We start from the raw sequence: 20,680 nt of genomic DNA on the forward strand, positions 1-20,680 counted from the left end.
ATTATTTTGCTCGATTTTTTTGTAACGATTTATCATTTTTCTTAACTAATTCTAAAAATTATAAAAAATGCAAAATCACGAAATAGACTATAAAATTCATGGTGAAGAACTACAATGTGTAGAAATTGAACTAGACCCTCAAGAAGCAGTAATCTCAGAACCTGGAAGTTTTATGATGATGACCGATGGTATCCAAATGCAAACCCTTTTTGGAGATGGTACCGAAACTGGCGGATTAATGGGCAAATTGTTTTCGGCAGGGAAAAGAATTTTGACAGGCGAAAATCTTTTTATGACGGTTTACACCAATACGTCTGGTCAAAAAAGACAAATTACCTTTGCCGCTCCCTATTCTGGTAAAATTATTCCTCTAGATTTATCAAAATTAGGCGGAAGGGTCATTTGCCAAAAAGATAGTTTTCTTTGTGCTGCAAAAGGCGTTTCTGTTGGTATAGAATTCCAAAGAAAATTAGGAACCGGACTTTTCGGGGGGGAAGGTTTTATCATGCAAAAATTAGAAGGAGACGGAATGGCTTTCGTACATAGCGGTGGTTATGTGGTGGAAAAAGAATTACAACCTGGCGAAATTTTGAAAGTAGATACCGGTTGTATCGTTGCTTTTACCAATACCGTTTCTTACGATATTCAGTTGGTGGGTGGAATTAAAAACACTATTTTCGGTGGCGAAGGTTTGTTTTTTGCTCAACTTAGAGGGCCAGGAAAAGTGTGGATTCAGACTTTGCCAATCAGCAGACTAGCCAGTAGAGTTTTACAGTATGCTAGCCCTGCAGGTAGAAAAGAAGAAGGAAGTATTCTTGGAGGATTAGGAAACCTTCTGGATGGAGATAGGTTTTAAAAAAAAGATTTTTATGAGGAGATGCTATCAAAATATTTTCAATGATTATTTGAAAATATTTTGATAGAAAGATGATTTTGCACAGATGCCTCTCTGTATAAAAGCTTTAAAAGCTCTTGGATACTATTTAATTCGGTAAAATAATTTTTTTCGTGATTTTCATTGACTTCAAGTTGCTGATGCAATAACTCGTTTTTCCACTCTTCAATCAACTGCTTTTTTGTTTCAAAAAATTCTTCCGCTATAAGGGGCTGACCTTTTTGCTCATGAGCTATTTCATCTTTAATACACAAAATAGAGTGCTCAAAAATTTGATTTATTTTTTCTTTCCAGATTTTAAAATCTATTTCTGAATAAGAATTATTATTTTTAGAATATTGATAGAGAGAGGCTATATAAGAGGTTAGTAAGTTAGAACTATTGAGAAATCGGTACAGATAGTCTATGTTTTTTTGTTTTGATTTTGGGTCAATAAACATTTTTTGAAAGTTATCTGCCAAATTAGCTATTGAATTTAAAGCACTCTTTCTTTTGAGCTTATATTCGTGAATGTTGACTTTTTTTTCTAACATTAGGTCAATTACAATATTGAAATAATCTCTAATAGCTTCTACCAAAGATGTAGAATGAGATTTTGTTTTTCTGATTTCCCAGGCTGGCAATACTAAATATGAAACAATGAAGCCAATAAAAATCCCATAAAGAGTGTCATATAGTCTTTCTTTGAAAATGTCTACTTTATTCGGTACAGCACCTGCTAAGTCTAATAATATAAAAACAAAAATGGTCATAAAAAATACCGCTACAGAGTATTTTTTTTGCATTAGGCCAAGGGTAAATGTAAGGCTGATGAGAAATAAGAAAAGCAACAAGTAATGATTGTCTATAAAATAAATAATTAAAAATCCTCCTGTTACGCCAGCTAATGTGCCATACAATCTATAAAAATATCGCTTTTGAGTAATGCTGTAAGCGGGTTTCATGATGGCCAAAATAGAGATTAAAACCCAATATGGCCTCTCTATGTGAAGTGCTGAAATCTGTGCTAAAGAATAACCAATAAGAAGAGCAAATGTAATTCTAATGGCGTGCTTAAAGTGGTTGTTTTTAAAACTAAATTGACTGAACAAGTATTTGAAATCAAACGTTCTGTCAAATTCTATAAATTCATGCAATTGCAAATCTTTTTTGATATTGTTTGTATCTTGACCAGAAATAGGATTTAGTTTAATTACCTTTCTGAATTCTTCTGTAATTTCTGTAATTCTCAGAAGGATTTGTTTTATAGACAGAAGGTCTTCTAATCGGTCTTGGTGAAATTCTTTTTCTACAAAATCAAAATATTGTTTTTGTAATGATTTAAGCTCATTTTTTAAATAAAGTATTTTATGAGGCTTCTTTCCTGATTGTATCGAAATTCCAAATTTTCTCAATTCCTCTGAAAAAATTAGAAGGTAATTTTCTATATCGTTTAAAATGCCTTTATCAGCGAACGTTTCTTGCATTTTTTTATAATCAGTTGTCGTAAGAATTATTTTCTCATAAAGATCAAAACTGTATAAAAAAACTTGTAACAGATAATCATGAGAAGGCTTGTTTCCTTCTACCATTTCTTTGGTTTTAAAGACGATATCTCTAGTAGCCTCTTGGTATTCCTTTATTTTTATTTGCTGCTGAATGATTTCCTTAAATACTCCGTCAAAATCAGTTTTGGAATTGTAAAATTTTGATTTAATTTTTAAATATTTCGATATTTCGATATAGTTTTCACCAATCATTCTCCTTGCTTGTTGGTGAGGTCTCAATAGGTAATCTACTACATAAACCAAAATGAACCAAAGCGTGCCAGCGAAAAAAACAACAGCATTGTAGAGTGCAGAGTGTTTGCCTGCTATCCCATCTATAAAAATGGCAAATACCAAAAGTGTAAGAGAACCTACAATATCCATCCACTTGCCAAAAACGCCTAACATGCTTAGAATAATGCCAAAAAGTATAATTTCTATGTAGATGAAAAATAGATTGTCTTTTAATAAACTAGGGACAAGTGCTGCAAAAAAGTATAAAACTGATATTTTTAAAAATGATTTTCTTTTTTCCTTGTAAGAGCCTGTAATATCAGCATAAGCTATAAGGATGGTGCCAAGTGGAAATAAAAAATAATCTTGAAATCTTCCGGTGTATACCAATAATATAGATGGAAAGATGACAGCCAATGCATTTCTAAACCCCGCATAGATGAAGTGACTGTTGGTAAATCTTTTAATTTCAGTTTGATAATTCATTTGATAAAGATAAATAATGTTTTATGAACTAAAAATAAGTACGATGAAAATTGTATTTAGAAATGTTTTTAAAAACTTTTTTCTATTTTTGTTAAAAACTGTTTGTGAAAAAGAACTATGAAGTAGCAATCATCGGAACCGGTCCGTCTGGTGCATTTGCAGCCTATAACTTAGCTAAAAAAGGCATTTCTACCGTTGTTATTGATAAGGAGACATTGCCAAGATATAAAATCTGTGGTGGTGGTCTGGTCTACAGAGGCAGAAAAATGCTCGATTTTGACATCGATGAAATTCTAGAAGGACAATTTAATCAAGTAGATATTTTTGTAAAAGACAAAGATGTTCATTTCTCCCCAGAAAGAGACCTGCCAGTTATCAGCATGGTGATGAGAGATAGTTTTGATGAACTTTTGGTGAAAAAAGCCCAAGAATTTGGTGCAGAACTCTTACAAAATTCCGAAGTGAAATCCATAGAAAATGGAGTTTTAAAATTTGCAAATTCAGAGTTAGAAATTGAGGCGAAAATTATTGTTATTGCAGATGGAGCGCTAAGCCCAGTGTCTAAATTGGCGGGTTTCAAAGATGATAGATTGCTTATTCCTGCCTTAGAATACGAAATAGAAGTTCCCAAAGAAGATTTTGAAAAACTCTCAAAATCGGTTCGTTTTGATATTGATGCAGCGCCTTTTGGTTATGGCTGGTGCTTCCCAAAAAATAATCACCTTTCTGTAGGAGTAGGGGTTCTTAAAACCAAGGCAAAAGTTAAACTAAAAGATTACTGCGAAACTTACATGAAAGATTTAGGAATTAATACCATAATTTCTGAATCTGCACACGGTTTTGTTATTCCTATTACGCCTAGAACAGATTTGGTAAAAGACAATTGCTTTGTGATAGGTGATGCAGCAGGTTTTGCAGACCCTATCGTAGCAGAAGGTATTTCTAACGCTTTGTTAAGTGGTAAAATCATTGCGGAAGCCATAGCAGAAGGTAATTCTGAGGTAGAAAAAACCAAAGAAGTGTATCTTCAAAAAGTTAATGAGAGATTGATTCCAGAACTTAAAATAGGAATAAAACTGGCGAAGTTTTTCTATGAAAATACCAGCATTAGAAATTTATTTTTGAAAAAATTAGGCCCTTTAGCCGCAGAGAGATTAACAGAAGTTTTCCTAGGAAATGCTACTTACCCCTCAGATTACAAGAAAAAATTGCAAGAAAAACTGAAAATGACTTTTTCTTGGATGTAATCAACCATTATTTATCCACAAAATTTTTAAAATAACTTTAGTTTCGTTAAATTTGTGAGTTGTTGGTTTTTTTAATCATTTAAGCCAAAAGAAGGAATATGAGTGAGAATTTACAAGTAAACTACTCCGAAGAAAATATACGCACACTAGATTGGCAAGAACACATTCGCCTTCGTCCCGGAATGTACATCGGGAAGTTAGGAGATGGCTCTTCTGCCGATGATGGTATCTACATTTTATTAAAAGAAATTATCGATAACTCTATCGATGAATTTCGTATGAAATCGGGTAAAAGAATCGAAATTAAAGTAGATGAAGGCAAAGTGACCATCAGAGATTTCGGACGTGGAATTCCACTCGGAAAAGTGGTAGATGCTGTTTCTAAAATGAATACCGGAGGTAAATATGACTCTAAAGCCTTCAAAAAGTCTGTAGGTCTAAACGGAGTGGGTACCAAAGCCGTAAATGCCCTTTCAGATTATTTCAGAGTGCGTTCCTTTCGTGATGGTAAAATGAAAGTAGCAGAGTTTTCTAAAGGTAATATTGTAGAAAATTTTCCTGAAAATGATACTTCTGATAGAAACGGAACCGAAATTTCCTTCGTTCCTGACCAAGATATTTTCTTAAATTTTAAATTCAGAAAAGAATACATAGAGCGTATGCTCAGAAATTATGCTTACCTGAACCCAGGTTTGAAAATTATATTCAATGGCGAAACCTATTTTTCTGAAAACGGATTAAAAGATTTATTAAATGAAGAACTAGAAGGTGAAATTATCTATCCCATTATTCACATAAGAGACGAAGATATAGAAGTAGCCATCACCCATTCTGATAAATCTCAAACTGAAACCTATTTCTCTTTCGTAAACGGACAAAATACCACACAAGGAGGAACTCACCTCAATGCCTTCCGTGAAGCGTATGTAAAAACCATTAGAGAATTTTTTAATAAAAATTTTGAAGCAGCAGACGTTAGAAAATCCATCATCGCTGCGGTTTCTATCAATGTAGAAGAACCGGTTTTCGAATCTCAAACCAAAACAAAACTCGGTTCTAATGATATCAGCCCCAATGGCCCTACGGTAAGAACTTTTATCATAGACTTCCTAAAGAAAAAACTAGATGATTTCTTACACAAAAATCCAGAAGTAGCCGAAGCCATCCAAAGAAAAATAATCATTTCTGAAAGAGAAAGAAAAGAACTTTCTGGTATTCAGAAATTAGCGAGAGAAAGAGCCAAGAAAGTTTCTCTTCACAATAAAAAACTCAGAGATTGTAGACAGCATTACAACGACCAAAAAGCGCCTAGAAAAGCCGAAACGCAGATTTTTATCACCGAAGGTGATTCTGCTTCGGGCTCTATCACCAAATCTAGAGATGTAGAAACTCAAGCGGTATTTTCTCTAAGAGGTAAACCACTCAATTGTTATGGTCTTACCAAAAGGGTAGTCTACGAAAATGAAGAATTTAACCTCTTACAAGCAGCCCTCAATATCGAAGATTCTATGGAGGATTTGCGCTACAACCAAGTGGTGATTGCTACAGATGCCGATGTAGATGGTATGCACATCAGACTTTTGATGATTACTTTTTTTCTGCAATTTTTTCCAGATTTAATTAAAAACGGTCACCTATATATTTTGCAAACCCCACTTTTCAGGGTGAGAAATAAAAAAGAAACTCGCTATTGCTATAGTGATGCTGAAAGAGTAAAAGCACTGAATGAACTTGGGAAAAATCCTGAAATTACAAGATTCAAAGGTTTGGGAGAAATTTCACCAGATGAATTCAAACATTTTATTGGTAAAGACATAAGATTAGAACCTGTGGTTCTAGGGAAAGACCAAACCATAGAAAATCTTTTAGAATTTTATATGGGGAAAAATACACCAGATAGACAAATGTTTATTCTAGAAAATTTGGTGGTTGAAGAAGCAAATATTGAAAGCAAAGAAATAAACGCTACTGATTAATAACCTAAAATAAAAACACATGAGACTAAGCAATAGAAACAAAGCCCCGTATTATAATTTTATTCTTACATTAATTAACGTGCTTATTGTGCTTGGCGTTTTTGTTTTTATTTTAGAAAAAACAAGATTGGCAATGTTTGGTAACGAAGAACTATTCTTTGTCTTGATACCATTTGTATTGTTGGTTTTATTCTTAATCAGAGGCCGACAAATTTTTGAATATGATAGTGACGGAGAAGCAATCAATTTTAAAAATAGGAACATCATCCCATTTCTAAGTAAAGAAGCCAGAGATGAATTTCCTAAGTATAAGTTGATTTCTTATGAAGTGGTAAATGCTATTTTTTTTAAAAGACTTTACATAAAAATTAAAAGTAAGAAAGACCATGCTGCAATTGTATTGAAATATGATATTTCTTACCTCACGATAAAAGAAATTAAAGACTTGAAAATTTCCCTAAATAAAATCGTGAAAACCAATAGAGAAGAAAAAAGAGAAGGTAAAACGCAAGGACAATAATGGAAGAACATACCCACAAAGAAGAATCCCTAAAAAAAGTTTCTGGTCTATATAAAGACTGGTTTTTAGATTATGCTTCTTATGTAATTTTAGATAGAGCAATTCCGTCTATTTTTGATGGTTTCAAACCAGTACAACGTAGAATTATGCATTCTATGCGCGAGCTGGAAGATGGCAGATACAATAAAGTGGCCAACATTGTAGGTAATACCATGAAATATCACCCTCACGGTGATGCTTCTATTACCGATGCTATGGTGCAAATAGGACAAAAAGAACTCCTCATCGATACCCAAGGAAACTGGGGGAATATCTACACCGGAGATTCTGCAGCAGCAGCCCGTTATATAGAAGCCAGACTCACTCCATTTGCTCTAGAAGTGGTTTTTAATCCCAAAACTACAGATTGGGCGAAGTCTTATGATGGTAGAAATAATGAACCTATAGACCTTCCTGTGAAATTTCCACTCCTTTTAGCGCAAGGCGTAGAAGGTATCGGGGTAGGACTTTCTACTAAAATTCTTCCCCATAATTTCAATGAATTATTAGAAGCTTCTGTTAAATACCTGAAAGGTAAAAAGTTTGAAATTTATCCAGACTTTCAAACCGCTGGTATGCTAGATGTAACCAATTATAACGAGGGTCAACGTGGTGGTAAAGTGCGTGCCAGAGCCAGAATCATCCAAAAAGATAAACATACCCTTTGCATTACCGAACTTCCTTTTTCTAAAAATACTGGCGAATTGATAGACAGCATCATCAAAGCCAATGAAAAAGGGAAAATCAAAATCAAAAAAATTGAAGACAATACTTCTGATAAAGTAGAAATCAATATTCTGCTGAATAATGATGTGTCTCCAGACAAAACCATAGATGCACTCTATGCCTTCACAGATTGCGAGGTTTCTATTTCGCCTAATGCTTGTGTAATTGTAGGCGATAAACCAGAGTTTCTTACCGTTTCTGAAATTCTAAGAAGAAATACAGACCACACCGTTTCTTTGCTTAAAAAAGAGCTAGAAATTGAACTGAACGAACTCGAAGAAAAATGGCATTTTGCTTCCCTAGAAAGAATTTTTATAGAAAACGAAATCTATCAAGAAATTAAAGGTAAAAATTCTAAGGAAGAGGTATATGCAGCCATTGATAAGGCATTAAAACCATTTACAAAAAATCTAAAACGCGAGGTTACTACAGAAGACATTATTCGTCTTACAGAGCTTCCATTCATGCGTATTTCTAGATATGACAGAGACAAAGCCGAAGAAAATATCTTGGCTCTAGAAGGTAAAATGGAACAAGTGAAGCATCATTTGGCCAACTTAATTGCTTATGCGATTGATTATTTCACCAATATTCAGAAAAAATACGGAAAGGACAAAGAACGCAAAACTGAACTTAGAATTTTTGATACCATAGACGCTACCAAAGTAGTTTTGGCGAATGAAAAATTCTATGTCAATCGTGCAGAAGGTTTCATAGGAACTTCCCTCAAAAAAGATGAATATGTATTTGACTGTTCTGATATTGATGACATCATTACCTTCCAAAAAGATGGTACCATGAAGGTGGTAAAAGTAGAAGCCAAAACCTTTATCGGTAAAAATATAGAACACGTAGGCGTTTTCAAAAAAGGAGACAAACGCACGGTCTACAATATGATTTATAGAGAAGGAAAAGACGGACCATATTATATGAAACGTTTCTCTGTAACGGGTGTCACCAGAAATACCGATTATAAGTTGGCTTCGGATAAAAAAGGGTCAGAAATGTTGTATTTTTCTGCCAATCCTAATGGGGAAGCAGAAACGGTAACCGTTCTATTAAAACCGAATTCTAGAGTAAGAAAAAGCAAAATTGATATCGATTTCTCAGAATTAGCAATTAAAGGGCGTGATTCTAGAGGAAATTTAGTAACCAAATATGCGGTGAAAAAAGTAGATTTAAAAGAAGAAGGCGTTTCTACTTTAGCACCTAGAAAAATATGGTTTGATGATACCGTTCGCCGTCTCAATGCTGATGGAAGAGGTACGCTTCTCGGAAGTTTCAAAGGAGATGATAAAATTCTTACCATCAATCAAAACGGCGAAGCCAAATTGGTTTCTTTTGACCTTAGCAATAGATTTGATGACGAATACCTGATTTTAGAAAAATGGAACCCAGAACAAGCGGTTTCTTGTATCTATTTTGATGGAGAAAAAGGCATTTATTTCATCAAACGTTTCTTGCTAGAAAATACCACCAATGTGCAGACTTTTATGCCAAGTGAACATCCTAAATCTTTTATAGAATTTGTGGGGACTTCGGATAATTGCACCGCAGAAATTATTTTTGCTAAAGATAAAAATGGCAAAGAAAAAGAACCAGAAACCATTAATATTGATGAATTTATTGCGATAAAAGGCATTAAAGCCATGGGAAATCAGTTTGTAAAAGACAAAGTGAAAACCATCAATATTACCGTTCCAGAACCTGTAGAAGAAATAGAAGAACCAGAATTAGAAGAAACACCAGAATCTGATGACGAAATACCAGAAGAAGGACAAATAGGTGACTTGTTCTCTAGTGAAGAATAAAATAATTTTTGAATTACGATTTTGGATTGATGATTTTATATTTGTTTGAAAAAATTAAATTTCAATTATCAACCATCAACCATCAACAAATAAAATATGCATCCAGTTTTAATAGCAATTATAGCCATTACCGTCATTATCAGTTTAGCAGGTTTTCAAAACATTTCTGTATTTGAAAAATATAAATTTAATGTTAGCGCCATCAAATACAAAAAAGAATACATCAGACTACTTTCTGCTGGTTTTTTACACGCAGATTATATGCATTTGTTTTTGAATATGTATGTTTTGTACTCATTCTCATTTGGTGCACTTTATTATTTTGGAGTGAGTGGTTTTATGATAACATATATTGGAGCAATTATATTAGGGAATTTATTTTCTTTGTATATCTATAAAAATCAAGGGTGGTATTCTGCTATTGGTGCAAGTGGTGGCGTTTCTGGAATTGTTTTTGCAAGTGTTGCAATGAATCCTGTTCAGAGTAGTATTGGAATTATCTTTTTGCCACCAGAATTTAGTATTCCCGGATTTGTTTTCGGGCTGCTCTATTTTTCCTACTCCGTTTATATGATGCTTAATCCTAAACCGCATGATAATATTGGTCACGCTGCGCATTTGGGCGGTGCTGCTTTTGGTTTGGTTTATGCGGTAGCTACAGAACCTGAAGTTGCCTTTAGCAATATTTACTTTCTAGGCGTAATGTCTTTGCCTTTGTTGTATATGGCGTATCAGGTTTTTGTGAAGAAAAGGATAGGGTAAATTTTATATGTCAATTTTAAAATAAAAAAAGTCGGAAACTAAATTCCGACTTTCTGTTTTTTCTACGGCTTCTCATCCGTCAATTCAAATCCCCAATCTTTGCCTTTTAGGGTAGAAGGTATTCCTCTGGTCATCCAAACGGGTGCTTTGGTATCTTTTAAATAATAATCAAAAAACTGTTGTTCACGGATTTGAATATCTTTTTTGTTTTGTCTTTTGGTCAGGTTATGGTCGTCATTATTGTAATTCAGTAACCATACTTTTTTGTCTAATCTGCGCAATGCAGTAAACATTTCAATCCCTTGATACCAAGGAACTGCGCCATCTTTGTCGTTGCTCATAATTACCACAGGGGTAGTGACTTTATCTAAATGAAAAAGCGGAGAATTTTCTAAATACAATTCAGGTGCTTCCCAAAGGGTTTTCCCTATTCTGCTCTGACTTTTCTCGTACTGAAACTGACGGTTCATACCACTTGACCATCGTATTCCTCCATACGCTGAGGTCATATTGACTACAGGAGCACCTGCCCATGCTGCGGCATATAAATCGTTTTGCGTGATGAGGTAAGAAACCTGATAACCTCCCCAACTTTGCCCTTGAATTCCTATTTTTTTGCCATTGACCCAAGAATTTTTCTTTAAATATTCTACTCCAGAATTAATGTATTCTACGGCAGATGGCCCAGGATGTCCGTCTTCATATGAAATATCAGGCGCAAAAACCAAATATCCATTGCTCACAAAATAGGAAATATTCAATCGAGATGGAGTAGGAGCGGGTGCAATATATCGGTTCAATCCGTCTGAAAGTTTTTCGTAGAAATACACAATCATCGGATATTTTTTATTTGGGTCAAAATCTTCTGGTTTGTACAGAATTCCTTTAGATGGGTAACCTTTTGGCGTTGTCCAAGAGATGAGTTCTGTGCTTCCCCAATTGTATTGACTTTGTTGAGGATTAATATCGGAAATTTTATTTTCAGTTTTGAAATGATCAGAAATGTAAACATTGGGTGCTTGCTGATACGTTTCTTTGGTGTATGTATACACTTCTGCATTTTTGGCTTTAACTAAATTTTTATAGCCGTAGAAATCGCCCATTTGCAATAATTCCGGATTTTTGGATGTAGCAATCTTCGTTTTGAAAATTCCAGATTGTTTATTGTCTTCGTTAAAGGCAAAAAGATACATGTCATTAGTTCTATTGAAACTTCTAATGTCTTTATCGAGTTGATAGGTGTCAAACGAAATTTTATTTTTCCTTCCGAAACCATTGGTAATGTTTTTCGGAGCGGTCTTTCCATCCAAAAAGAATTCCCAAAGATCATATCTGTCTTTAATAATTACGGAATAATCTTTGTCTGTAAATCCTTCCAATCCATAAGCATTGGGATAATCTGGCATATCAAATTCTTCGTCTGTGAATTTTACGGCTAAACCCTTATTCAGTTGAGTGGTAGATTTTTTATCAATATCATAAGCGTACCAGTTGCCATTTTCTCGGTTAAAATAAACCATAAATTTCCCCAATGGCGAAGGATAAATTATTCCGTTATGGTTTTTTAAAAATTCTGTAGCTTCTCCAGAGATATTATTAACAAGGTAATAGGTTTTCTTTTCTACGCCGGTCCACTGAAAATCTGCTCTGGAATCATTATTAGAAATACCAAGTGAATAGGGTGCGTTTCCTTCATTAATAATGGCAATAGAATCCATTTTAGGGTGAGAAAGCGCGGTCAACGTTTCTGGTTTTTCGGTTTGAAGAACAGCATCATAAGATTTTTTCAAATCTTTATTTAGATTTTTAAGCTGAATGGTTTTTAGATAATCATCTTTATAGCTCCATACATCTAAAATGGCATGGTCATTCACAATCAGCGCAGTGTCTTTGGCAATAGGTTTTGGTGCAACTCCAAAGTACAATTGTTTGCCGTCTTTACTGAAATTTGGCGCTTGATATTCAGAAATCACCCAATCTTTTGGCATTTTTGGAGATTTTTGATTCAAGACAGCTTTCTTGTTTTTAGAAAAATAGTACAAGTGATAATCTTTCACCAAATCATTTTCAGCAGAAGTAGTACCGGTTAATGCAAATTGAGTTCCTGATTGATCAAAAGTCAATTGTGCAAAACTTCCTTCTTCTTCTATCAATTTATTGACGCCAAAGTTTTCTAAATTCACCAAATTAACACTTTGCAGCGCATATTTCTTGGGTTGAGATTTATCTTTGGGCTTGTCTTTTTCCTTGTCTTTATCTTTCGGGTCTTTCTTTTCTTCTGGTTTTTGTGTTACAAAAGCCAATTGTTTTCCATTTTCACTGAACTGATATTTTACCACATTCTGGAAACTTTGTTTCTTTCCGGTGGCTAAATTCACCACCACCAATTCAGATGGCTTTATATTTTTATCATCATCTTCTTTCGCATCTTCTTTGTCATCGTCTTTTGCAGCGTCAGATGATTTGTCTTTTAAATTTTCTAAGAGGTACGCAATAAAAGAACCTCCTTTTAATGGCGCTTTATAAGATTTGATATTAGCTAATTTTTCTGTTTTTTGGGTAGAAAGATTCACAATGTAGAGAGAATCTTTGGTCAGTTTATCTTTTTTGAGTTTTTTGTCTTTTACCGCCTTTATGTCTTTGTAGAATGGTTTTACCGTGAAAAGCGCAAATTTAGAATCGCTGGTGAAGAATAATTTGCTAGCTCTCGGGAATTTTTGTTGAGTTTTTTGGGTGGTAGAGTACAAATAGAGGTTTCCGTCTCCTTCCTGCACGTCTACATAATAGCCTAACCATTTTCCGTCGTTAGACATTAATCTGCTCCCAACAGATTGCCAAGCATCATAAACGCTGTGGTCAAGTGGTTTTTTCTGTGCAGAAATATAATTAATGATGAGTAGAAAGGTACAAAGAATAAGGGGTCTTAATTTCAGCATAATACTATTTTTATAAGATGATGCCATAAAAATAAGTAAAACTTTCAAAAAAAACAGAAAATTAAATCATAAATTCCGTCTATTTTTATGAGCCTGTTTAAATTTTATTACAATTATTTTTTATAACTATTTTAAGAAGGATTTTTTGCTTTTTAATTGCAGATTTATCGGGATAAATCAAAAATAAAAAGTGAAAAATAGGCTTAAAAGAGCAAAAAAATAATGTAAAGATAATTTTTAAGAGTTATAAACTTTTTTTTCGATATAATTTAAACAGGCTCTATATCATAAAACGATTTTTTTAAGACTTATAAACTATTGCTTCTTAGATTTAAAATAAAGATTTTTATCTTACAATTAGATTGAAAAACAAAACATTCCTCTTTTTTTACTTTTGAAATGCTATTTCCAATCATTTCTTTTGTCTCCTTTGCTGTAGTTTAAAATTTTTTTTTTCATGAATTGAAGAAAATATAAGCTATTTTTTAGCCATTACAAATCGGTCATTCCCTGATAAATCTTTAATCAAATGAGCTTCAGAATAATTCCCAAACAATTCCAAGGTTTCCTTTCCTAATTTTTGATTGATTTCAAGAAAAATCATTCCGTTTTCGTTGAGGAATTGTTCACCATCTTTGGCGATTTTGCGATAGAAAATAAGCTCATCTGAAGTAGGCGAAAAAAGAGCTATATTGGGTTCAAAACCTTTTACAGATTCTTCGATTTCAATATTTTCATCGATGCCAATGTATGGCGGATTTGAGATGATGATGTCGTAATTTTCGGTAAGTTCTGTGTTTAGATAATCTTTTTGTATAAAATTAATTTCTGTTTTATGAAAATCTGCATTTTTTTTGGCAATTTCCAATGCTTTTTCAGAAATATCCATCGCCGAGATTTCTACATTTTTAAAATGTTTCTTCAAAGTAATCGGTATAATTCCAGAACCGGTACCAATATCCAAAATTTTTAAACCTCGCAACTCGTAACCCTCAACTTGTAACGTATTAATTGCCAATTCCACCAGCTCTTCGGTTTCTGGCCTCGGAATCAAGACGTTTTCATCCACCCAAAACTTCTTCCCGTAGAATTCTGTGTAACCCAAAATTTGCTGGTATGGTTTACCTGTTTTTAATTCTAGAACAATTTCATTCAGTTCTTCCTCATCGCTTATCAAAAGTTCTTGATGCGCAAACCTGCGTTGCTGAAACTTATCAAATCCTGTTTTTTCATACAAGAAAATAGAGTAGAGTTGGGCACTTTCAGCCTCAGTATATAGCGCCGAAAGTTCACCCTTGAAATGTCTTTTAAATTCTAGAATGGTCATTTGATGAATCAAAAATTGAAAATGGAGAATTGAAAATTATCGTGTAAAAACCAATTTATTCTCGGTAGATTTTTCTTCGTTAATGAGATAACCTTCCAAGTTAAAAGCTTTCACGTCATTTAAGGTTTTGGCTTGGGTTTCTGCACAAAATCTAGCCACTAAACCTCTCGCATGTTTGGTATAAACCACAATGGTTTTCAACTTTCCATCGGGTTGAGTTTGGTAAAATTCAAAATCGATGATGGGATTTGTGATTTTTTTTCTGTTCACAACTTTTCCATACTCATTACTAGCAAGATTCAGCAATATTTCATTTTTCTTAAGCTCAGAATTGAGTTGCTCGGTTACTTTATCTGTCCAAAATTCATATAAGTTTTTATAGTTTTCAAACTCAAAATTTCTACCCATTTCTAATCGGTAAAGCATTACTTTGTCAGATGGTTTTAGCAATCCATAGAGACCAGAAAGTATTCTGTGGTTTTTCTGTAAATAATCGACAGCACTTTTATCAAGAGTTTTGGCATCTAAACCTCTGTAAACTTCACCGGTAAAGGCAAAAAGAGCTGGACAAGATTCTTTGGCGCTTGGTTTGGGTTTCCAAACTTGGTTGCGTTGCCAGTTTTCATCTGCTAATTTGGACGAAATTTCCATCAATTCTGATAAATATTTAGGCGATTTTTCCTTGAGATAAGATTGTATCAGAGTTGCTTCTTCTATAAATTTTGGAGTAGTTGATTTTAAAAACTCTGTAGAATTTTCTACATTCATCAATTTAGCAGGTGAAGTAATGATTTTCATTGGAAATTTGAAGTTTGAATTTGAAACCTCAAAAATAAAACAAATTTTGATTTTTACAGCCTATTTCTTTAATAGACGGAACTTGCGCTCCGACTATAAAAGAAAGGAGCTTTTACATTTTTTTTGATTCAAATGGATAATTTTAATAAAATCATTGATTGAAATTTTAGTTCCATTCATGTCAATTCGAAGAATTTCTAATGTTGATAATCCTAAAATCAAATAATATGTTGTAAATTTTCCTCCTCCTATTAATTTTCCGGTAACAAGTACATCAGTCCACTTTATTTCTCTTTTTTCATTAATCACGAATGAATTTTCCTTAACCTCTAAAAATGTTTTCTTCTTTTTTAAAAAAATAGAATATAATGAGTGTATTAATAAGAAAAAATTTATCAAATAGAAAAAAGAAATTAGATGATTATCATTAATTACTTCTTTTTTATCATATAGAAGTTTAGAAAGAAAAAGAATAGATAAAATTAGAAACAAAATTGGAAAAAAATTGCTTTCAGATATTTTTAAACCAATTGTTTGCTTGTAATCTGTGAATTTAGAATCACTGATGTTCTCAATTTCCTCATAGGAATATGGACTTAAAATATCGTTAGTATATTTTTCTTGTATTTTGAGCCTAACTAATTTTTTTCTTTCAATTTCCATTAATTATTTTGAATTTGATAGTAATCATTTAAAAAAGTACACAATGTAACTAATTTTTAAACTAAACGAATATAAAAACTTTAGGGTTGGGGTAAAGAAAAATGTTTTCAATTCCTAATTTTTACTAACAAACGCGCCTAAAAATCTGCATAATCCGCAAAATCCGCGAGAATGAAAAAAAACAATATCATTTCCAATCCATTTCATCCACCATCGCCAAAGGCGAAACTTAATGCTCTTAACCAGATCTCGCGGATTTTCAATCCGTGAGTCTTCACACAACAATACCACCACCCAATAATCTGCATAAATCTGCGGGAATCAAAAACCATTTTTTTTTCCTCCCTTTAGGGCAGGGGAAAAGAAGAAAATGTTTTTTTTACCAATCAATCTTTCTAATTTACAATCAGAGTAAAAAAAATTAAGAAGTGTCTTTTAACGATTCCCCTCTAAAAAAGGGGTGTCATCCCGATTCTCGGGATGACGGGGTGTTTTTTTTCTTATTAAAAATTAAAGATATCCGACTTCTAATTCTTACTAAAAAAATAGAGTAGTCCCCTAACCTCCAAAAGGTTCTTAGGTCATTGCCGCTGCACCTTTTAGAGGTTGTTTCTGTTCCTCGCTTTAAAGACCATTTTCTTCCTCCCTTTAGAGCAGGGGAAAAGAAGAAAATGCTTTTGGTGATTACCCTTTTTGCGTTCTAACCACAAAAATAGTAACGCAGAAAGGTTTGGTTCAGAAATCATCAAAGTATCTTATAAACTCAACTAATTTTTCTAAAAAAAAAAGAGAACCACCAGTTCTCTTTGAAATATCATTTAAAAATTTTACGACAACCCCATAACTCCTGAAAAGAGCTCCCAAAGCGAGCCTGCCCAGAGCTTGTCGAAGGGTTCAACAGGAGTTTGACTTCGTCGATTTTCAATTCATCTCGTGTCCTTCGGACAAGACGACATGAGGCGATAGCCGAACTGAGCGAAGCTAAACTCTAGTTATTATCTGCAGCACTTTTATTTTGCAAATTTAGAATTTTTAAAAGCCGCAATTATTTCTTTTGTTTCATCATTTTCATTTGCATAAACAATAGAAAAATTAGCGTAATAATTTTTAATTTTTGCAAAATATATTATGAAATGCTGTGAAATACTATTTCCTAAATCCATAGTCAACTCAGATTTGTAAAAATTTACATTATCAATTTTTTCAGTTGAGTATTTAGTTTCAAATTTTGTTTTTGGATTTGAAACTTTTAACGCTTCAATTAATGATTTATTTTGGTCTTCGGCTTTTTTCTTAAGGTCAATATTTTCTTTGTTGTTTTCAATTATTGTATAGAAAAAGTTATATTTTGAACCTTGATATGTGATTTCTTCAATCTCATTTTTTTTATTAGAGATTTTTGGTTTTTGTTCAGTCGTATTTTCAGCTACGACAATTTGAACAGGTTGTTTGTTAAAGTTCATATCTTTAAAACTTTCCGGAAAAGAAATTGTCCATTCAATTTTATCATTATGATATCTATTTTTTTGCTGACCATAAGTTAATACTGTCATAATTAAAGAAATGGTTGATAAAATAAATTTTATTTTCATTAGCGTTTTTTTTTGTATTGCAGATAACGGTTTGGGTATTGCCGAAGGCGGGGATTTTTAGTACAAAAGTTCAATCGAAGAACAAGTGTTGAACCTTGTACAAATGCCCAATAGAAGCCGTTCAGCCCCGCTTTTGGCAATACCTTGTTATGTGGCGTTTTTCTATTCATTCGGTCTAGCAGCTCTTAGTTTTCTATGTGTTATTGTTCTAACATAGTCAGCAATTTCATTCCAATTAAGTTCTGTAAGTCTGTTTTGTCTTGGTATCCTGACTGTAAATGTTTCATTGTCTTGGCTTGGTTCAGGAACGTCTTTCAATAAAATCCAATAAGCTTCGTTTTCTTCTTCAACAAACTTTACAAGTAGCACAACTCTTAAATTATCCCATAGATAATTGTAAGTCGCAACTCTTAACGTTTGTCTTTCGTCATCACCATTTATATCAGGCAAATGAGAACTCTTAAGTTGCACTATAAACTCAAGCCCTTTGTAAACTCCATCTTCCGCAATTTCTATATTCAAATCTTGTCCGTAATCTCTATCAATTGAGTTTACGTTCCAATCATTCGGTAAATAGTTACGAAAAAAAATGATTGATTTTTCTTCAAGTGTATGGTTTTCGTGTCGTATTGGAAATTTTTTAGCCATTCTTAATTTCAATTTTGTTTGTTTGACTATCGTATGTCATTACTAAATGTCTGTCCCAATTTAGAAATTCGTCACAAGTAAATTCGAGTTTTGAGTTTTCCCAATTTTTGAACTCTATAATGTCCATTTGGATTGGGCTTTCAATTGATGTCTTATGTTTGATACTTGTAATTACCTTTTCAAAATTGTAATAGTCAGCAAGTATAAAATCTCCATTTGGTGCAACTGTCAAATTTTGGTATTGAGGTTGGTCTTCAAAATCTGTTAAGTTTCCTGTTTCTCTGTCAAGCTGATATAGGTAGTCCGAAGTCAAAACCAATATAATACTCTTAAAAGTCGAGATAGCAACTTGTCTTGGAAACCCACGAAATTGTCCGCACCATTCCGTATAGTCGTCATTGGTAAATTTTATAAAAGTCCAACTTTGAGAATTCCACGCACTTTCATTGTCGTAAATTCTTTCGGTGTATTCTCCAGAGTATGGTTGACTTATTATTTCTGCTTCAATTATCATTCGTGGTGTCGGTCTTTAAAATGCCACATAACTCTCAAATATACGCAACTCTAGGAAAAGCCAAAGTATTTTTGAGTAATTTTAAAAGATTGATATATTGTGAGTTATACTTGTTTTTGGGTTATTAATATTTTTTCTACGCAATTAAAAATATTTTTTTACGCAACTATAAATATTTTTTTGCGCAAATGTTTTTTATTACTATTTTTTCTTTGCTTGTATTTTAAATCAAATGTAATTATTTTTTTTAAGATAACAATACGGTTTTTTGTAAGGTGATGTATTTATTTTGTTGTATCTGTCATATTTTACTTTTCTAAAATTTCACTTTTTTACTTTTAAATAAGATTTTATTCTATCCTTTAATTAGCCTTCTTTGCATTACAAAATGCTGTTTTTTGTAATTCTTACCTTGCACCTTACATCCTGCATCTCGCATCTCGCATCTCGCACCTAGTATCTCGTGTCTCGCACCTCGTACCCAGCAACCAACACCTCATCATTCATCATTCATCACTCATCACCCATCGTCCCATCTCATAGGCTAATTAGAGTCACATCAAAAGAAGGGTTGTAGTATAGTTGTAGTATACTAAAGTCTAGTCAAGCTAAAGTCAAAGTCATGTCTTCTAATAGTCAAAGCCAATTAAAAAGGTAGCGTAAACAATTAAAAATTAAGAAGATCATCTACAGACTTCAGATGTGGGTGGTACCCATAAAGGAAGACACCAATAAAATGAAAGCCATAGTAATAAAGGATAATCTTTAGCGTACTTAACTTTATACAAACTCTAGAATATAAAATAAGAGAGGGTAGAAGTAATAGTATACACGCTAGAAGCCACTAAAAATAAGAATTTACTTACAACTCACCCTTTCCTTCTCTTAGGATTTCTGGTTCACCACTAGTTAAATCTACTATGGTAGAGGCTACATTGTCTCCATAACCAGAATCGATGACGATATCGACCAGATGGTCATATTTTTCGGCAATCAACTCAGGGTCTGTAGAATATTCTACCACCTCGTCGTCATCCTTGATAGAGGTAGAAGCGATAGGATGCCCCAACTTTTCTACAATCAACTGCGGAATAGGGTGGTCTGGCACACGGATTCCTACTGTTTTTTTGCCTTTGTAAGCGAGAGGTAAGTTTTTGTTGGCTTCTAGAATAAAGGTAAAAGGACCTGGGATTTTACTTTTAAGCAATCTAAAAGTAGAAGTTTCTATAGGCCTAGTAAACTCCGAAAGATGGCTCAGATTGTTACAAATAATAGAAAATTGGGCTTTGTCTAAACTAGTGTGCTTTAGTTTGGCCAATTTTTCCATGGCTTTTATATTGTTGATATCGCATCCCAAAGCATACACCGTGTCTGATGGATAGATGATTAATCCACCGTTTTCTAAAGTTTTAATCACCTCATTGATATAATTCTCCTGAGGATTATTGGGGTATATTTTTAGGATTTTTGCCATACTTCAAAGTTAAGGAATAAAAAAAGAGAATCAAAATATTTGATTCTCTTATAATTTAGTAGCGAGACGTGTTCGCTTTAGCGAAACAGGACTCGAACCTGTGTTCGCCTAGGCGAATATGAGCCCTTTGATGTATTCTCTACCTTTACCAGTTTTTAAATATTTTTCTCTAGCTAAGGCTTCTTTTTTGTCTTCAAAAAATTCTACATGAATTACAGACCATGGTCTAAATTTTCTTGTATAACCATCTTTTGAAAGATAATTATGTGACTTAAACCTCTCAATAAGATTAGAAGTACAGCCAACATAAGTTTTGCTGTACTTTTCTGAAAACAGTATGTAAACCACAAAATTATCCATAATAAAAAAGAGGATTAAATAATTAATCCTCTTGTCTTTGTAGCGAGAACAGGACTCGAACCTGTGACCTTCGGGTTATGAGCCCGACGAGCTACCTACTGCTCCATCTCGCGATATTGTGGTGCAAAGATACTACTATTTTTTTA

Annotated in this window: 16 protein-coding genes and 1 tRNA gene; 6 read left to right on the forward strand and 11 right to left on the reverse strand. The window is 33.3% G+C overall.

Going from position 1 to position 20,680, the window contains the following annotated elements; genetic code table 11:
* Positions 1–67: 67 nt before the first annotated feature.
* Complete coding sequence (locus tag IEW40_RS00460) at positions 68–856, forward strand: TIGR00266 family protein (protein WP_188616110.1); 789 nt, start codon at positions 68–70, stop codon at positions 854–856.
* Positions 857–894: 38 nt separating this feature from the next.
* Here the strand turns inward: IEW40_RS00460 and IEW40_RS00465 are convergent, their stop codons facing one another.
* Positions 895–3,141 (reverse strand): FUSC family protein, encoded by a 2,247-nt coding sequence (locus IEW40_RS00465; RefSeq protein WP_188616111.1) that lies wholly within the window; start codon positions 3,139–3,141, stop codon positions 895–897.
* A gap of 104 nt (positions 3,142–3,245) precedes the next feature.
* On the opposite strand from IEW40_RS00465, the gene IEW40_RS00470 reads away from it, so the two are divergent.
* The 5 genes from IEW40_RS00470 to IEW40_RS00490 all read left to right on the forward strand — a co-directional run bounded on the left by IEW40_RS00470 (position 3,246) and on the right by IEW40_RS00490 (position 10,222).
* Positions 3,246–4,388 (forward strand): geranylgeranyl reductase family protein, encoded by a 1,143-nt coding sequence (locus tag IEW40_RS00470; protein WP_188616112.1) that lies wholly within the window; start codon positions 3,246–3,248, stop codon positions 4,386–4,388.
* Between the two features lie 98 nt (positions 4,389–4,486).
* Entirely contained in the window at positions 4,487–6,364 is a 1,878-nt protein-coding gene (locus IEW40_RS00475; RefSeq protein ID WP_188616113.1) for a DNA topoisomerase IV subunit B, read from the forward strand.
* A 19-nt stretch (positions 6,365–6,383) separates the two neighbouring features.
* On the forward strand, positions 6,384–6,884 hold the full coding sequence (locus IEW40_RS00480; protein WP_188616114.1) for a hypothetical protein: 501 nt from the start codon (positions 6,384–6,386) through the stop codon (positions 6,882–6,884).
* Positions 6,884–9,460, forward strand: coding sequence for a DNA gyrase/topoisomerase IV subunit A (locus IEW40_RS00485; protein ID WP_188616115.1), 2,577 nt, complete (start codon positions 6,884–6,886; stop codon positions 9,458–9,460). Before IEW40_RS00480 ends, IEW40_RS00485 begins: the two co-directional genes overlap by 1 nt.
* 96 nt (positions 9,461–9,556) lie before the next feature.
* Complete coding sequence (locus IEW40_RS00490) at positions 9,557–10,222, forward strand: rhomboid family intramembrane serine protease (RefSeq protein WP_188616116.1); 666 nt, start codon at positions 9,557–9,559, stop codon at positions 10,220–10,222.
* Positions 10,223–10,284: 62 nt separating this feature from the next.
* On the opposite strand, the gene IEW40_RS00495 is transcribed toward IEW40_RS00490, so the two are convergent.
* From IEW40_RS00495 to IEW40_RS00540, 10 genes are all read right to left on the reverse strand, one after another.
* Positions 10,285–13,158 carry an alpha/beta hydrolase family protein gene (locus IEW40_RS00495; RefSeq protein WP_229663338.1) on the reverse strand — a complete coding sequence of 958 codons (2,874 nt, stop codon included), beginning with the start codon at positions 13,156–13,158 and terminating at the stop codon, positions 10,285–10,287.
* A gap of 478 nt (positions 13,159–13,636) precedes the next feature.
* Entirely contained in the window at positions 13,637–14,485 is an 849-nt protein-coding gene (gene prmC, locus IEW40_RS00500; protein ID WP_188616117.1) for a peptide chain release factor N(5)-glutamine methyltransferase, read from the reverse strand.
* A 36-nt stretch (positions 14,486–14,521) separates the two neighbouring features.
* Positions 14,522–15,283 carry a peroxide stress protein YaaA gene (yaaA, locus tag IEW40_RS00505; RefSeq protein ID WP_188616118.1) on the reverse strand — a complete coding sequence of 254 codons (762 nt, stop codon included), beginning with the start codon at positions 15,281–15,283 and terminating at the stop codon, positions 14,522–14,524.
* Positions 15,284–15,376: 93 nt separating this feature from the next.
* The gene (locus tag IEW40_RS00510) at positions 15,377–15,946 is read right to left on the reverse strand and encodes a hypothetical protein (RefSeq protein WP_188616119.1); all 570 of its coding nucleotides are present in this window, start codon (positions 15,944–15,946) and stop codon (positions 15,377–15,379) included.
* Positions 15,947–16,956: 1,010 nt separating this feature from the next.
* Positions 16,957–17,538, reverse strand: coding sequence for a hypothetical protein (locus IEW40_RS00515; protein WP_188616120.1), 582 nt, complete (start codon positions 17,536–17,538; stop codon positions 16,957–16,959).
* 162 nt (positions 17,539–17,700) lie between these two features.
* On the reverse strand, positions 17,701–18,186 hold the full coding sequence (locus IEW40_RS00520; protein WP_188616121.1) for a DUF4365 domain-containing protein: 486 nt from the start codon (positions 18,184–18,186) through the stop codon (positions 17,701–17,703).
* Positions 18,179–18,700 carry a hypothetical protein gene (locus tag IEW40_RS00525; RefSeq protein ID WP_188616122.1) on the reverse strand — a complete coding sequence of 174 codons (522 nt, stop codon included), beginning with the start codon at positions 18,698–18,700 and terminating at the stop codon, positions 18,179–18,181. Before IEW40_RS00525 ends, IEW40_RS00520 begins: the two co-directional genes overlap by 8 nt.
* Before the next feature lie 862 nt (positions 18,701–19,562).
* Positions 19,563–20,174: an L-threonylcarbamoyladenylate synthase gene (locus IEW40_RS00530; RefSeq protein ID WP_188616123.1), complete on the reverse strand. Its 612-nt coding sequence runs from the start codon at positions 20,172–20,174 to the stop codon at positions 19,563–19,565.
* A gap of 108 nt (positions 20,175–20,282) precedes the next feature.
* The gene (locus IEW40_RS00535) at positions 20,283–20,522 is read right to left on the reverse strand and encodes a GIY-YIG nuclease family protein (protein ID WP_229663339.1); all 240 of its coding nucleotides are present in this window, start codon (positions 20,520–20,522) and stop codon (positions 20,283–20,285) included.
* Between the two features lie 52 nt (positions 20,523–20,574).
* A tRNA-Met gene (locus IEW40_RS00540) sits at positions 20,575–20,647 on the reverse strand.
* Positions 20,648–20,680 lie beyond the last annotated feature (33 nt).

The sequence above is a fragment of the Cloacibacterium rupense genome (assembly GCF_014645495.1).
GTDB lineage: Bacteria > Bacteroidota > Bacteroidia > Flavobacteriales > Weeksellaceae > Cloacibacterium > Cloacibacterium rupense.

Coding starts and splice junctions, on each gene's coding strand:
- yaaA (WP_188616118.1), bottom strand. CDS start 15,283: ATGAAAATCATTACTTCACCTGCTAAATTGATGAATGTAGAAAATTCT.
- IEW40_RS00520 (WP_188616121.1), bottom strand. CDS start 18,186: ATGGCTAAAAAATTTCCAATACGACACGAAAACCATACACTTGAAGAA.
- IEW40_RS00485 (WP_188616115.1), top strand. CDS start 6,884: ATGGAAGAACATACCCACAAAGAAGAATCCCTAAAAAAAGTTTCTGGT.
- IEW40_RS00530 (WP_188616123.1), bottom strand. CDS start 20,174: ATGGCAAAAATCCTAAAAATATACCCCAATAATCCTCAGGAGAATTAT.
- IEW40_RS00490 (WP_188616116.1), top strand. CDS start 9,557: ATGCATCCAGTTTTAATAGCAATTATAGCCATTACCGTCATTATCAGT.
- IEW40_RS00480 (WP_188616114.1), top strand. CDS start 6,384: ATGAGACTAAGCAATAGAAACAAAGCCCCGTATTATAATTTTATTCTT.
- IEW40_RS00515 (WP_188616120.1), bottom strand. CDS start 17,538: ATGAAAATAAAATTTATTTTATCAACCATTTCTTTAATTATGACAGTA.
- prmC (WP_188616117.1), bottom strand. CDS start 14,485: ATGACCATTCTAGAATTTAAAAGACATTTCAAGGGTGAACTTTCGGCG.
- IEW40_RS00525 (WP_188616122.1), bottom strand. CDS start 18,700: ATGATAATTGAAGCAGAAATAATAAGTCAACCATACTCTGGAGAATAC.
- IEW40_RS00495 (WP_229663338.1), bottom strand. CDS start 13,158: ATGCTGAAATTAAGACCCCTTATTCTTTGTACCTTTCTACTCATCATT.
- IEW40_RS00460 (WP_188616110.1), top strand. CDS start 68: ATGCAAAATCACGAAATAGACTATAAAATTCATGGTGAAGAACTACAA.
- IEW40_RS00510 (WP_188616119.1), bottom strand. CDS start 15,946: ATGGAAATTGAAAGAAAAAAATTAGTTAGGCTCAAAATACAAGAAAAA.
- IEW40_RS00475 (WP_188616113.1), top strand. CDS start 4,487: ATGAGTGAGAATTTACAAGTAAACTACTCCGAAGAAAATATACGCACA.
- IEW40_RS00465 (WP_188616111.1), bottom strand. CDS start 3,141: ATGAATTATCAAACTGAAATTAAAAGATTTACCAACAGTCACTTCATC.